Below are 12,999 nucleotides of genomic sequence, written 5' to 3' on the forward strand. Positions count from 1 at the left end.
ACCGAGACTGCCGAGCGGGGCGGCGCGGATCGTCCGGGACGACCCCGGTAGTGACCCCGGGCGACCCTGGGATTTCCCGGGGTCGCCCGCACGGTGAACCCGAGGTCCACCGCCGCGGGTCCGTGTGACGATGGCTCCATGACCCAGACCGACCCCGGGCCCGCGGAGGCCGTGACGCCCGCCGCGGGGGAGCGTCGCGTGCAGCGGTACCGCCGCGGTGCGGTCGTCGCGGGTGTCGCGGGCGGGGTCGCCGAGCACCTGGACGTCCCGGTGCTGCGGGTGCGGATCGCCTTCACCGTCCTCTGCGCGCTCGGCGGGGCCGGGGTGCTGGCCTACGGCGGGCTGTGGGTGTTCTGTCCGCTCGAGCCCGCGGGCACCGAGCGCGAGGTCGACGACCGGGACCGGCTGCGTGGCTACGGGCTGGTCGCCCTGGGGCTCGCGCTGGCGCTCGTGCTCTCCGCGGTCGGCGACCAGATCTCCGGCTGGATCCTCGGACCGCTCGGGGTGGCGCTGGTCGGTGCGGCCGTCGTCTGGCGGGAGGCCGACGGCGGGTCCGGCACGGGCCGGGGGCGCACGCGGGTCGTCTCCGGGCGGGCCGGGGTGCTCCGGGCCGTGCTCGGCGCGGTCCTCGTCGCGGGCGGGATCGCCGCGTTCCTGCTCGGCTCGCTGGACGTCGGGGCGGTGCAGTTCGGGCTGCTCGCGGCGACCGCGACGCTGGTCGGGGTCGTCGTCCTGACGGTGCCGTGGTGGATGCGGCTGGTCCGGGAGCTGTCGGCCGAACGCCGGGAGCGCATCCGCAGCGAGGAGCGCGCCGAGATCGCCGCGCACCTGCACGACTCCGTGCTCCAGACCCTCGCGCTGATCCAGCGCCACACCGAGGTCGCCGGGGACGAGACCGCCCGCGAGGTCCGGCGCCTGGCCCGTCGTCAGGAACGGGAGCTGCGGGACTGGCTCTACCAGGAGGCCGGCGACGAGACGCCGACCCCGGAGACCACCTGCTTCGGCGCGGCGCTGCGGACCGCGGCCGGCGACGTGGAGGACACCTTCGCGGTGTCGGTCGCGCCCGTGATCGTCGGGGACGCGGTGTTCGACGTGCGTACCGCGGCCCTGGTCGCCGCCGCCCGCGAGGCGATGACCAACGCGGCCAAGCACGCCGGGGTCGAGGAGGTCAGCGTGTACGCGGAGGTCGAGGACGGCACCGTCTCGGTGTTCGTGCGGGACCGCGGGAAGGGCTTCGAGCCGGACGCGGTGCCCACCGACCGGCACGGCCTCGCCGACTCCATCCACGCCCGCGTCGAGCGGCACGGCGGCACCGTGCGGCTGCGGACCGCGCCGGGCGAGGGCACCGAGGTGGGGCTGACGATGCCCCGCACCGAGCAACCGAGCGAGGTGGCATGAGCACGACCGTGGACACCGACCCCGCGCGGGTCTTCATCGTGGACGACCACGCCCTGTTCCGACGCGGCGTGCGCGCGGAGCTGGAGGGCCCCGGCGTCAGCGGGGTGAGCGTCGTCGGCGAGGCCGGGTCCGTGGGCGAGGCGGTCGCCGGGATCGGGCACTACCGGCCGGACGTGGTGCTCCTCGACGTGCACATGCCCGACGGCGGCGGTGCCGCGGTGCTCGCCCGGACGCGGACGGAGTACCCGGACGTCGTGTTCCTGGCGCTGTCGGTGTCGGACGCGGCCGAGGACGTCATCTCCGTGATCCGCGCGGGCGCTCGCGGCTACGTCACGAAGACGATCTCGGGCCGCGACCTCGCCGACGCCGTCGTGCGGGTGAAGGCAGGGGACCCGGTGTTCTCGCCGCGCCTGGCCGGATTCGTGCTGGACGCGTTCGCCGACCGGCCGGGTGCCGCGCCCCCGGTGGACCCGGAGGTCGACCAGCTCACCCGCCGCGAGCGCGACGTCCTGCGCCTGCTCGCCCGGGGCTACGCCTACAAGGAGATCGCGGCCGAACTGGTCATCTCGATCAAGACCGTCGAGACCCACGTGTCCAGCGTGCTGCGCAAGACCCAGTCGTCGAACCGGCACGAGCTCTCGCGGTGGGCGACGGACCGTCGGCTGGTCTAGTGGTTGCGCCTCACCGGCGCTGCTTCGCAGGTGTTCAACGCGGGGAGACCGTCGGACCCCTCAGCCATGCTCGCCCGGTTCGGTCCCGTTCGGGGGTCGGCGGAGGAGGGCGTAGCGATGTCCTGGCTCTCGGTGGTCGTGCTGCTGGCCGTGGTGGCGTCACTGGTCCAGGCGCTCTGGGGTCGCGGCCGCCTCGCGGAGAACTGGGCGTTGGTGCGCATGCTGCGCGTGCGTCCCTTCCTGACCAACCTCGTGCCGATCGCCGCGGTCATGCTGGCGTTCGCCGGGCTGTACCAGCTGCCCTGTCTGCGGTGGGGATGGTGGACCCTGCTCTCCGGCGCACCGGGCAACGCCATGATCTCTGCGGCCACCGACAGCCTGTGGGTATTCGCGCCGTTCCTGGTGCTCCTCGCCGTCGCGATGCCCCAGCTCGTGCTGGCCGAGGAGGAGGTCTTTCGGGACGGGACCCGCGGCTGGGTCCATGCCGTCCCGCGCAGCCTCGTGTTCGGGCTGATACACCTGGTGCCAGGGGTGCCGATCGCCGCGGCGTCAGCGGGGCTTGCGGTCGAACGGAGTGGGTGGCGCCTCGACTTCGCGGAGCTGACCGTGGGAGAGCAGAGGGCCGGTGCGGATGGCCTCGAGTAGCTGTCAGTGCCCGGTCGGAGTGTCGGAGCTGTAGGTCATCATCCGTGAGTGACCAGCACGGCATACGGCGACGAGTCCGAACCGGACGAGCGGCTTGCGCCGGGCACCTACGTTCTCGCTCTAGCGCTGATCGACGACGCGGTGGCCGAAGACTGCCGCGAGTCGATGCGGGCGGCGAAGCTGCCTGCGCAGCGCAAGCTTCACTTCCACAGCGAGGGTCGGCGTCGACGCCACGAGCTGGTCGCGCGAGTTGCTGAGCTCGAGGCGGTGCACCTCGTGGCGGTGCGGACTGCGGCGCAGGAGCACAGCGAGCGTCGGCGACGTATGTGTCTCAAGGCGGTGCTGCCGGAACTCGAGTACAAGTTCGGCATCGACCAGGTCGCTCTGGAGGCTCGGGAGCGCCGACAGAACGAGCGTGATCTGGCCTTGCTGGTGCAGCTCCGATCGAGCCGCAGCATGGGAAGCTCGCTGCGCATGAACCATCCACGAGGGCCGGTCGAGCCTCTGCTGTGAATCGCCGACGTCGTCGCGGGCGCAGTCACTGCGCACCTGCAGGGTGAGAGCGAGTACTTCAAGGTCCTCGCGGAGCGCATTACGCTCTATGACGTCCCCCGCTGACCCCCGGAAATAGCGCGAGCCTGGGACCCCGTCGTCCGGCGGGACCTTCCCAGGCTCACTTCCGACCGCTCCACAGAGGGCCAGCAACGACACTGAGAGTACCACTGGTCAGCTTGGGACAACCTCTCGAGCACCGACAGGGGCTCGGGCCGGCAGGCGGTCGGTGTTCACGGCCCTCACGCTTCGGCCGGGCCCGACAGGGTGGCCGGCCCGCTTACAGCCGACGGTCCGAGTTGATCAGCCACGCGCCGCCGGTGCCGCGGGACATGCCCAGCTCGTGGACCTCCCGGATCGCCGAGCCGCTGCGCGGGCTGAACACCAGGGTCGCGCGGACGGTGTCGTCGTCGACCGCCGTGGCGTCGGCGACCTGCACCGACGCGATCGTCGACCAGAAGTTCTGGTAGTTGGCGAAGCCGTCGGTGGTGTCCTGCATCGTCGGGCCGAGGCGGGCCCAGCCGGCGCCGGGGTTCGCGGTGACGATCGAGTAGTAGTCCCGGACGGCGGCCACCATCTGGGTGCGCTGGTCGGTGGGGCCGGCCTGCCCGGTGCTGGACGACGCACCGCCGAGCGAGGCGCCCTCGGTCCCGCCCGAGTTGCTGGTCAGGGCGATCGCGAGCAGCACCCCGGCGACCACGGCCACGACGAGCACCACGACCACGACCACGGTGGTGGGCCGGCGGCGGCGAGCGGGAGCCTTCGGGGCGGCGACGGCGGGCCGCGGTGCGGACCCGTTCGACCGGGCCGCCGGGGGCGGCGGTGGGACGTGGTCGGCGTCGCCGAGGGTCGGGCCGGGCTCCGGGGTGCCCTCGTCGAAGGTCGGGGTGCCGCGCCAGGTGGGCGGCGGGGTGCTGCCGCGTCCCCGGCCGGAGGCGACCGGGTCGGACTCGGTGGAGCGCCGCGAGTCCGGGATCCGGGCCTCCTCGACGTCCGAGCGGGACCAGGTCGCGGTGGAGGCGGACCCGGCGGAGTGCGCGATGCGCCCCAGCTCCCGCCGGGCCTCGGCCGGGGTGGGCCGCTCGCTCGGGTCCGAGCGCAGCAGGCGCATGAGCAGCGCGGTCAGCGGGCCGGCCTGCACCGGGGGATGCACCGCGCCCGCGGCGACCGCGTGCAGCAGGGCCAGCGCGTTGTCGTCGGACCCGAAGGGCGGGATGCCCTCGACCGAGGCGTAGAGCGTCGCGCCCAGTGAGAACACGTCGGAGGCGAACGTGGAGTCCTCCCCGCGCGCGACCTCCGGAGCCAGGTAGGCGGGCGTGCCGGCGAGCATGCCCGTGCGGGTGAGCGTGAGGTCGCCCGTGGCGCGGGAGATCCCGAAGTCGGTGATCTTGACGGTGCCGTCGCTGCCGATGAGGACGTTGCCGGGCTTCACGTCGCGGTGCACGATCCCGGCCTGGTGCGCGGCGTCCAGCGCGTCCGCGACCTGGCGGCCGATGCGGGCGACCAGCCGCGGGTCCAGGGGGCCCTGCTCCGCGAGCATCGCGGCGAGGCTGCGCGAGGGCAGGTACTCCATGACCAGCCACGGCTCGTCGCCCTCGATCGAGGCGTCGAACACCGAGATCGCGTGCGGGTGCTGCAGACGAGCGGCGATCCGGCCCTCGCGCAGGGTCCGCTGGCGGACCTCGTCGGCCTCGGCCTCGTCGAGACCCTGGTTGAGGAAGACCTGCTTGACGGCGACGACCCGGCCGAGACGTTCGTCGGTCCCGCGCCAGACGACGCCCATCGCGCCCGAGCCGATGCGCTCCTCGAGGCGATACCGCCCGGCGACGACACGACGAGGTGTCACCGGCCTCCCTCCGCCCGAGCCTGACGGGCCCGCGGGCCCTCGTGCGGCATCAGGGTAGAGGGCGGGACGTGTCGGGTCCCACGGTCGGGTGACGTGTCACGGCGCCGATGTGCGCCTCAGTCCTGGCCGCCGAGCAGCGAGGTCACCGTGGAGGTGGTCGTGGAGACCAGGTCGCCGGCGTCGTCGCCCGACGACGAGTCGTCCTGGCCGGACTCCTGGTCCTGCTGCCCGGAGTCCTTCCCGGACGACGAGCCCTCGTCCCCGTCGGAGCCCTCGTCGGACGAGCCCTGGTCGGACGAGCCCTGGTCGGACGAGCTCTCGTCGGACGAGCTCTCGTCGTCGGACGATGACGCCTCGGACGTCGTCGACTCCTCGGAGGAGGTGGACGCCTTCGAGGAGCTGGACGCCTTCGAGGAACTCGACCCGCTCTGCGTGCCCGACGTGCCCGCGGCGTCGGCTCCGTTGAGCAGGGTGTCGACGGTGGCGCCGACGGTCGTGGTCGTCCGCTGCAGCGTGGGCCCGACGGCGGGCACGTCCTTCGTCGCGGTGCCGACCGCGCCGACGGTCTCGGTCACGGGCTCCGTGACGGCGCCGGTCGTCCGCGCGACGAACTCGGCGGCGGTGCTCGTCGTGGTCTGCACCGTGCCCGCCAGCGGCGGGGCGACGGCGCCGACGGTCGCCCCGGTGTCCTTCAGCAGTGTCCCGGTCGCCCCGGCCACGCCGGGACCGGAGGGCGTCTTCCCGCCGCCGGTGAGGAGCTTCGTGACGTCGGTGGTGGTGTCGGTCAGGCCGACCAGGGTGTTCCCGACGACGGGTAGCGGGGCGGCGACCGCGCCCACGGAGTCGACGGTGGTCCCGACCGTCGCGCCCACCGGCGCGACCACCTGGGTCTGCACGGTGTCGGTCACGCCGCTGACTGCGTCCGTGACAGGGGTGACGACGGGCGCGAGCGGGGGGAGGACCTCGCCCACGGCCGTGCCGGTGTCCCCGATGGCGCCGGAGACGATCGGGACGACGGGGCTCGTGCCGCCGGGACCGCTGCCGATGCCCGGGGTCGGGGTGTTCGGCGTACCGCCCCCACCGGTCGAGCCGCCGGGGACGACCGGGGTGAGGGGGACGAGCGGGCTCGACAGGCCCCCTCCTCCGCCCGGCGCCGTACCCCCCGCTCCCGGTGCGATCGCGCCGGGAGCGGGGGCGGCGGCCGCGCCGGGGAGCGCCGTCGTGCCGGCGAGCGCTCCGCCGCGGAGCGGGCCGCCGGTGGTGAGGCCGAGGCTCTCGGCCGAGGTGCTGAACGCGGCGAAGGTGACCGACCCGGGGGTCACGCCCTCCACGCCGCCCGGCGCGCCCGGGACCGGGACGGCCCCGCCGGGGCCGAAGGGCGAGTGGGAGGGGGAGTCGTCGACCGGCGGGATGAACGACGGGCCGGCGACCGCGCCGATCACGCCGACCGCGGTGCCGCCGACCAGGACGGCGGCCGTGGTCACCCGGGTCGCGGCGGTGCCGCGCGTCAGGGAGAGGGGAGCGGCGTGGCGGCGCATCCGCCCGCCCGCGGTGACGATCGCACCCGTCGTCGGGAGGGCCCCGGTGTCGTCCCGGACGACCAGCTCGGAGACGGGGACGCCGTGGGCGTGCCGGCCCCGGTCGCGACGGCGCGGGGCGTCGGGCAGGGGCGGGAGTGCCGGGTCCTGAGGGCCGGCCGTTCCCGAGAGCCCGTACCAGCCGCGCCGGTCACCCCGGCCCCGTGCAGACCCCGCCGCGGACACGCTCACTGCGCCACTCCGATCGGTCAGCCCCCGCCACCGTTGTCAGTTCGTGAGGTGACTGTGTACTCGACCGGGTGACGCCGGCCCAGCACTTCGGAACCGTCCGACGCCGATCGACCGCTCTCCGTCGCCGGGTGGGCGTGTCGCGGGCACGGGCGACCGCGATGGGTCTCCACTCCTCCGAACGACGACGTCACCCGGAAGTGACGGTCGTTCGCCGCGGAATCCGGACCGCTCGGCGACGACGAGTGGCAACCCGTGACCGACCGTCACCGTCGAGCGGCTCCGCTCGGGCGGCGCCCCGCGCCGCGCACGACGCCGAAGGAGTGGTGTCAGAAGGAGGACGGCGGGTTCGCGAGCCGCTTGCGGGCGCCCTGGAGCTGCGAGACCGACGCGAGCCCGATCCCGCCACCCACGAGCAGTCCGATGACGTCGACGGGCACGCTGTCGGCTCCCGTGAGCGCCCAGGCGATGAGCGCACCGACGACGAGCCCGCCCGCGGCCGGCAGCCGCTTGCGGGCGTCGGTGGCGAGGTGCGAGGCGCCGGGGCGCTTCGTGGCCACCGAGCGCAGCATCAGCAGGTAGCCGCCGTAGCCGACGGCGGCGAGCAGACCCAGGATCGCGACGATCGTCGCGATCAGGTCGATGACCGTTCCCATGGCACCAGGATGCCAGCGCGGCCGTGAGGTGGGCGCCTCGTCGGGCCCGGCGGGTCAGCGACCGCCGCCGAGCCGGCCCCGTCCGAGACGCAGGAGCAGCATGCCGAGCTCCCGGCCCTCGGCTCCGAGGTCGCGGAAGCGGGCGAGGACCTGCATCTCGCGGTTGTAGACGATCCGCGGGCCGCCGGCGGCCATCCGGGCGAGCCCGATGCGCTGCGAGATCTCCGAGCGGCGCTTGACCAGGCGCAGCAGCTCGGCGTCGATGGCGTCGATCTCGACGCGCAGGTCGGGGATCTCCTCGGCGGTGGCGGGGGCGAGCTCGCCGGGAGCGTCGGTGCCGGTCGGCGTGTCGGTCACGGTGGTGGTCCTCCGGGGGTGTCGGAGCCGCGGGGACCCCGGCACGAGAAACGCCCCGGGGTCCGTGGACTCCGGGGCGGGGTGGTGGGCAGCGACTAGCGCCGGGCGACCACGGGGACCGGGAGCCGGTACCCGTGGGCAAATCGCCGTGTCGCGTGCACGGCGAGCACAGTAGACCCCCGCCCGGGCCGCGCGCCACGGTCCGCGCTGCGCCGGGTGGCGGAGGCGTCGGCGAACCGGCCCCGGGTTGTCGGAGGGGCCGGGTAGCGTGGCGAGGCGATGAGTAGCACTGACACCGGCCCGGCCCGGGCCTCCCGGCCGAGCGCGGCGGCCGGACTCGCGGCGCGTCTGGCGGGCGCGGCGGGCACCACCGCCCTGCGCCGCACGGGCGAGCCCTCGGGTGGAGCGGGCGGCGGGGACGACCGGGCGACGGAGGCGGGCCGGCCGCAGCAGCCGTCGTCGGGCCGGGACCGTCGGGACGAGCGGGCTCAGCAGCTGCTCGAGGGGATGAACCCGCAGCAGCGCGAGGCCGTGACGCACTCCGGGTCGCCGCTGCTCATCGTCGCGGGCGCAGGGTCGGGCAAGACGCGCGTGCTCACCCACCGCATCGCCTGGCACCTCGCCCAGGGTGCGCATCCGGGGCAGATCCTCGCCATCACCTTCACGAACAAGGCCGCGGCGGAGATGCGGGAGCGGGTCGCGGCGCTGGTCGGCCGCCGGGCCAACGCGATGTGGGTGTCCACCTTCCACTCGATGTGCGTGCGGATCCTGCGCCGCGAGTACAAGCACCTGGACCTGTCGAGCACGTTCTCGATCTACGACGCGGACGACTCGCGGCGCCTCGTCGCGACGATCACCAAGCAGCTCGACCTCGATCCGAAGCGCTACCCGCCGCGCGGGCTGCTGGGTCAGATCAGCGCCTGGAAGAACGAGCTGACCGACCCGGTCACGGCCACCGAGGCCGCGGCGAACGACTACGAGCGTCGCTGCGCCGAGGTGTACACGACCTACCAGCAGCGGCTGCAGCAGTCGAACTCGCTCGACTTCGACGACCTCATCTCCCGCACCGTCGACCTGCTGACCCGCTTCCCGGACGTCGCGGAGCACTACCGCCGTCGCTTCCGGCACGTGCTCGTCGACGAGTACCAGGACACGAACCACGCGCAGTACGAGCTGGTGCGCGCGCTCGCGAGCGGGTCGCCCGACGGGTCGGTGCCGCCCGCGGAGCTGTGCGTGGTCGGCGACGCCGATCAGTCGATCTACGCCTTCCGCGGCGCCACGATCCGCAACATCATCGAGTTCGAGCGCGACTACCCCGAGGCCCGGACGATCCTCCTGGAGCAGAACTACCGCTCCACGCAGATGATCCTCTCGGCGGCGAACGGGGTCATCGCGCGGAACCCGGACCGCCGGGACAAGCGGCTGTGGACCGACCAGGGCGACGGCGAGAAGGTCGTCGGCTACGTGGCGGACAACGAGCACGACGAGGCCGCCTTCGTCGCCGCGGAGATCGACCGGCTCGTCGACGGCGGCGAGGTGCGCTTCGGCGAGGTCGCGGTCTTCTACCGCACCAACGCGCAGTCCCGGGTGTTCGAGGACGTGTTCGTCCGGCTCGGCATGCCGTACAAGATCGTCGGCGGCGTGCGTTTCTACGAGCGGCGCGAGGTCCGCGACGCGCTGGCCTACCTGAAGGTGCTCTCCAATCCCGAGGACACCGTCTCGCTGCGGCGCATCCTCAACGTGCCCAAGCGCGGGATCGGGGACCGCGCGGAGGCGGTCGTCGCCGACCACGCCGAGCGCGAGCACGTCACGTTCGCGGCGGCCCTGCGCCGCGCGGCGGCGGGCGAGGTGCACGGACTGGCCACGCGTTCGCAGCGCAACATCGCCGACTTCGTCGAGATGATGGACGCGCTCGCCGCCGGGGTCGCGGGCGGCCAGGAGGTCGCCGACACCCTGGACGCGGTGCTCGACATGTCGCACTACCGCGCCGAGCTGGAGAACTCCGAGGACCCGCAGGAGCAGTCCCGGCTGGAGAACCTCACCGAGCTCGTCAGCGTCGCGCGCGAGTTCGTCGGCGACGCGCGGGCGAACGCCGCGGTCGCGGAGGCGGCCCAGGCCGACGGCGCCGCGGAGGTGCCGGCCGGGGTCGTCGCGGCCGCCGACGGGCCCGACCCGGGCTCGCTGGAGGCCTTCCTGGAGCGGGTCTCGCTCGTCGCCGACGCCGACTCGATCCCGGACGGCGGCGACGGCGTGGTCACGCTGATGACGCTGCACACCGCGAAGGGCCTCGAGTTCCCGGTGGTGTTCTGCACCGGCTGGGAGGACGGCGTCTTCCCGCACCAGCGCGCGCTCGCCGACCCGGCCGAGCTCTCCGAGGAACGGCGGCTGGCCTACGTCGGCATCACCCGCGCCCAGCAACGGCTCTACCTGTCCCGGGCGCTCATGCGCTCCGCGTTCGGCCAGCCGCAGGCCAACCCGCCGTCCCGGTTCCTCGACGAGGTCCCGGTCGAGGTCGTCGACTGGCGGCGTTCGGCCCCCGAGCGGTCGGCGCCCTCGGCGTCGACCGGGTTCGGCTCCGGGCGGTCCTGGGGCCGCGACCTCACCGGATCGCGCTCGCGTCCGTCGCCGATGCGCTCGGCGTCCAGCGGGCCCGCGCTGCACCTCGAGGTGGGCGACCGGGTCAGCCACGACAAGTACGGCCTGGGCCTGGTCACCGTCGTCGACGGGGTCGGCAGCAAGCAGACCGCCACGATCGACTTCGGGTCGTCGGGCACGGTGCGGCTGATGCTCATCGGCGGTGTGCCGATGCAGAAGCTGTAGCGCGACCTCAGACGATCCAGCCCCGGTCGACCGCGATGCGGTGCGCGTCGGCCCGGGACGTCGCGCCGAGCTTCGTGACGACGGCCGCGAGGTGGTTGCGGACGGTCCCGGCCGACAGGTGCAGCCGCCGGGCCACGACCGCCACCGGCACGTCGTCCGCGGCCGCCCGTAGGACGTCGAGCTCGCGCCCGGTCAGCGGGCACGGCGGCGCGGTGAGGGCGTCGGCCGCGAGCGCGGGGTCGACGTAGCGGCCGCCGCCGTGCACCCGGCGCACGACGTCGGCGAGCGCCCGAGCCGGCGAGCCCTTCGGGACGAAGGCGCGTGCGCCGGCGTCGAGGGCCTGCCGGAGGTGGGCGGGCCGGCCGTGGCCGGTGAGCAGGACGACCGCGCAGTCGGGGACCGTCGCCGCGACCTCCCGGGCGACGGTCATCCCGTCGGCCCCGGGCATCTGCAGGTCGACGACGGCGACGTCGGGACGGTGGGCGAGCACGGCGTCGACCGCCGTCCGTCCGTCGGCGGCCTGCGCCACCACGGTGATGTCGGGCTCGAGGTCGAGCAGGGCGGCCATCCCGGCCCGCACCAGCTCCTCGTCGTCGGCGAGCAGCACCCGGATCGGGTCGCCGGCCGGGGTCACGGGAGCGGGAGCGACGCACACACGGTGAACACCCCGCCCCCGGTCCGGGAGGTCAGCGAGCCGCCCTGACCGTCGACCCGGACGGCGAGCCCGCGCAGGCCGGAGCCGTGCGCATCGGCCGGTCCGGTGGGGGCACCGTCGTTCGCGACGGTGAGCTCGAGGCGATCCGGGGTCGGCACGAGCGTGATCGTGCACCACCGGGCCTCGCTGTGGCGCAGGACGTTGGTGCCGGCCTCCCGCACCACCGCGGCCAGCGCCGTCCGCGCCGCCGGGGACAGCTCCGGGACCGCGTCGTCGACGTGCACTGTGCACCGCACGCCCGAGGCGCGCAGGACCTCGGCGACGGCGTCGAGCTGGTGGCCGAGGTCGACGTCGCGGTGGCCGTGGGCGAGACGGCGGGTCTCCTGCAGGGCCGTGGCCGCGAGCGCCCGCGCCCGCTCGGCGTGCTCGGTGGCGGCGTCGGGGTCGTCGTGGGCGGTGCGGGCGGCGAGCTCGGCCGCCACGGCGATCACGGTGAGGTGGTGCCCGAGGACGTCGTGCACCTCGGAGGCGAACCGGAGCCGTTCGTCGGCGGCCGCCAGCGCACCCGCCGCGGCTCGTCCGGCCCGCGCCTGGACCACGAGCGTCCAGAGCCACCACGGCAGGAGGTGGACCAGCAGCAGGCCGGCCGCCGAGCCCGCCGTCAGGACCGCGTAGAGCGCACCGTCGTCGGCGAGCCGCCATCCGACGGCCGCCGACCCGGCGACGAGGACGACCGCCACCGCCGCACCGGCCCGCCACCCGAGCACGACCGGGGAGGAGCCGGCGATCCCGGCCGCCACCCAGGCCCAGGTCTCCCAGCCCTGCGCCACTCCGGACGGGGCGAGCAGCGGGACCGACGCCGCCGTCGCGACCGCCGTGGCGACGACCGGCCACCGTCGGGACCGGTCGTGCAGGCTCGCGAGCAGCGCCCACCCCTGTGCCGCGAGCACCCCCAGGAGCACCGTCCCGGCGACCGTCGCCCGTGTCGTGTCGGCGTCCCGCAGGGGGCCGACGCCGGCGGCGGCCGTGGTCAGCAGGGCCGCCGCGAGCACGGCGAGGACCAGCACGCCGGGCGCGGGCTCGCGCGTGGAGGTCATCGGTGGGTGTACTCCCGCGGTCGGAGCAGCATCGGCACGGCCATGGCGGGCAGCATCAGCACGTGGCTCCACATCATGAGGGACCCGGCGTCGATCGCGCCGGTCCACAGCAGCGGGAACAGCGCCACGAACGGCACGTACATGGCCGCGGACATCTCCGCCACGGCCCGGGGCGCGTGCCCCCGGTGGCGCATCCACAGCGCCATGGCCCCGGCCATCGCGGTCGTCATGACCAGCGTCTCGACCTCCGGTCCCACGGCGGGCACCGCGCCGCCCAGCGCGGTCACCGTCGCCCCGACCGCGGCCAGGACTCCCATCCCGACCGCCATGGCCAGGACCATCTCGCCGTAGTGCCGCAGCGCGCACCGCGTCCCGTGCCGCGTGCCGTGCGGTGTCGTCGTCATGTCGTCCGCCTCCGAGGGGTCGTCGTCGGTGTCCGCCCCAGCGTCGGTCCACGCGGCGCACGGCCGACCCCCGCGGATCGCACGGTCGGCCCGTGCACCGCGACCGGGTCCGGCGGGCCCGGCGGACCGGCA

At 74.8% G+C, this 12,999-nt stretch carries 12 protein-coding genes; 5 read left to right on the plus strand and 7 right to left on the minus strand.

The annotated features are described in order from the left end of the window. The first annotated feature begins 138 nt into the window (after positions 1-138). The 4 genes from QRT03_RS06120 to QRT03_RS06135 all read left to right on the plus strand — a co-directional run bounded on the left by QRT03_RS06120 (position 139) and on the right by QRT03_RS06135 (position 3,227). Positions 139-1,398, plus strand: coding sequence for an ATP-binding protein (locus QRT03_RS06120; RefSeq protein WP_286051601.1), 1,260 nt, complete (start codon positions 139-141; stop codon positions 1,396-1,398). Continuing rightward, positions 1,395-2,069 carry a response regulator gene (locus tag QRT03_RS06125; protein ID WP_286051602.1) on the plus strand — a complete coding sequence of 225 codons (675 nt, stop codon included), beginning with the start codon at positions 1,395-1,397 and terminating at the stop codon, positions 2,067-2,069. The genes QRT03_RS06120 and QRT03_RS06125 overlap by 4 nt, the downstream gene beginning before the upstream one ends. A gap of 117 nt (positions 2,070-2,186) precedes the next feature. Further along, a complete protein-coding gene (locus QRT03_RS06130; protein ID WP_286051603.1) occupies positions 2,187-2,714 on the plus strand; it encodes a hypothetical protein in 528 nt (175 codons plus the stop codon). A 48-nt stretch (positions 2,715-2,762) separates the two neighbouring features. Beyond that, complete coding sequence (locus tag QRT03_RS06135) at positions 2,763-3,227, plus strand: hypothetical protein (RefSeq protein WP_286051604.1); 465 nt, start codon at positions 2,763-2,765, stop codon at positions 3,225-3,227. A 319-nt stretch (positions 3,228-3,546) separates the two neighbouring features. On the opposite strand, the gene QRT03_RS06140 is transcribed toward QRT03_RS06135, so the two are convergent. From QRT03_RS06140 to QRT03_RS06155, 4 genes are all read right to left on the minus strand, one after another. Further along, positions 3,547-5,112: a serine/threonine-protein kinase gene (locus tag QRT03_RS06140; protein WP_286051605.1), complete on the minus strand. Its 1,566-nt coding sequence runs from the start codon at positions 5,110-5,112 to the stop codon at positions 3,547-3,549. 116 nt (positions 5,113-5,228) lie between these two features. Next, complete coding sequence (locus QRT03_RS06145) at positions 5,229-6,881, minus strand: hypothetical protein (RefSeq protein WP_286051606.1); 1,653 nt, start codon at positions 6,879-6,881, stop codon at positions 5,229-5,231. A gap of 326 nt (positions 6,882-7,207) precedes the next feature. Next, on the minus strand, positions 7,208-7,534 hold the full coding sequence (locus tag QRT03_RS06150) for a hypothetical protein (RefSeq protein WP_286051607.1): 327 nt from the start codon (positions 7,532-7,534) through the stop codon (positions 7,208-7,210). A 54-nt stretch (positions 7,535-7,588) separates the two neighbouring features. Beyond that, a complete protein-coding gene (locus QRT03_RS06155) occupies positions 7,589-7,891 on the minus strand; it encodes a chorismate mutase (RefSeq protein WP_286051608.1) in 303 nt (100 codons plus the stop codon). 279 nt (positions 7,892-8,170) lie between these two features. Between QRT03_RS06155 and pcrA the strand changes: the two genes are divergently transcribed. Continuing rightward, a complete protein-coding gene (pcrA, locus tag QRT03_RS06160) occupies positions 8,171-10,711 on the plus strand; it encodes a DNA helicase PcrA (RefSeq protein WP_425604782.1) in 2,541 nt (846 codons plus the stop codon). Between the two features lie 7 nt (positions 10,712-10,718). Here the strand turns inward: pcrA and QRT03_RS06165 are convergent, their stop codons facing one another. Genes QRT03_RS06165 through QRT03_RS06175 form a run of 3 tightly spaced genes read right to left on the minus strand, consistent with a single transcriptional unit; the run spans position 10,719 to position 12,867 of the window. Next, positions 10,719-11,345: a response regulator transcription factor gene (locus QRT03_RS06165; protein ID WP_286051609.1), complete on the minus strand. Its 627-nt coding sequence runs from the start codon at positions 11,343-11,345 to the stop codon at positions 10,719-10,721. Continuing rightward, entirely contained in the window at positions 11,342-12,463 is a 1,122-nt protein-coding gene (locus QRT03_RS06170; protein ID WP_286051610.1) for a sensor histidine kinase, read from the minus strand. Before QRT03_RS06170 ends, QRT03_RS06165 begins: the two co-directional genes overlap by 4 nt. Continuing rightward, positions 12,460-12,867 (minus strand): hypothetical protein, encoded by a 408-nt coding sequence (locus QRT03_RS06175; protein WP_286051611.1) that lies wholly within the window; start codon positions 12,865-12,867, stop codon positions 12,460-12,462. The genes QRT03_RS06170 and QRT03_RS06175 overlap by 4 nt, the downstream gene beginning before the upstream one ends. Positions 12,868-12,999: the final 132 nt, after the last annotated feature.

The organism is Actinomycetospora termitidis (assembly GCF_030286555.1).
GTDB classification, from domain to species: domain Bacteria; phylum Actinomycetota; class Actinomycetes; order Mycobacteriales; family Pseudonocardiaceae; genus Actinomycetospora; species Actinomycetospora termitidis.

What these genes read in the sequence shown, in the direction of transcription:
- QRT03_RS06120 (WP_286051601.1), top strand. Translation starts at nt 139, where the DNA reads ATGACCCAGACCGACCCCGGGCCCGCGGAGGCCGTGACGCCCGCCGCG.
- QRT03_RS06170 (WP_286051610.1), bottom strand. Translation starts at nt 12,463, where the DNA reads ATGACCTCCACGCGCGAGCCCGCGCCCGGCGTGCTGGTCCTCGCCGTG.
- QRT03_RS06125 (WP_286051602.1), top strand. Translation starts at nt 1,395, where the DNA reads ATGAGCACGACCGTGGACACCGACCCCGCGCGGGTCTTCATCGTGGAC.
- QRT03_RS06175 (WP_286051611.1), bottom strand. Translation starts at nt 12,867, where the DNA reads ATGACGACGACACCGCACGGCACGCGGCACGGGACGCGGTGCGCGCTG.
- pcrA (WP_425604782.1), top strand. Translation starts at nt 8,171, where the DNA reads ATGAGTAGCACTGACACCGGCCCGGCCCGGGCCTCCCGGCCGAGCGCG.
- QRT03_RS06150 (WP_286051607.1), bottom strand. Translation starts at nt 7,534, where the DNA reads ATGGGAACGGTCATCGACCTGATCGCGACGATCGTCGCGATCCTGGGT.
- QRT03_RS06130 (WP_286051603.1), top strand. Translation starts at nt 2,187, where the DNA reads ATGTCCTGGCTCTCGGTGGTCGTGCTGCTGGCCGTGGTGGCGTCACTG.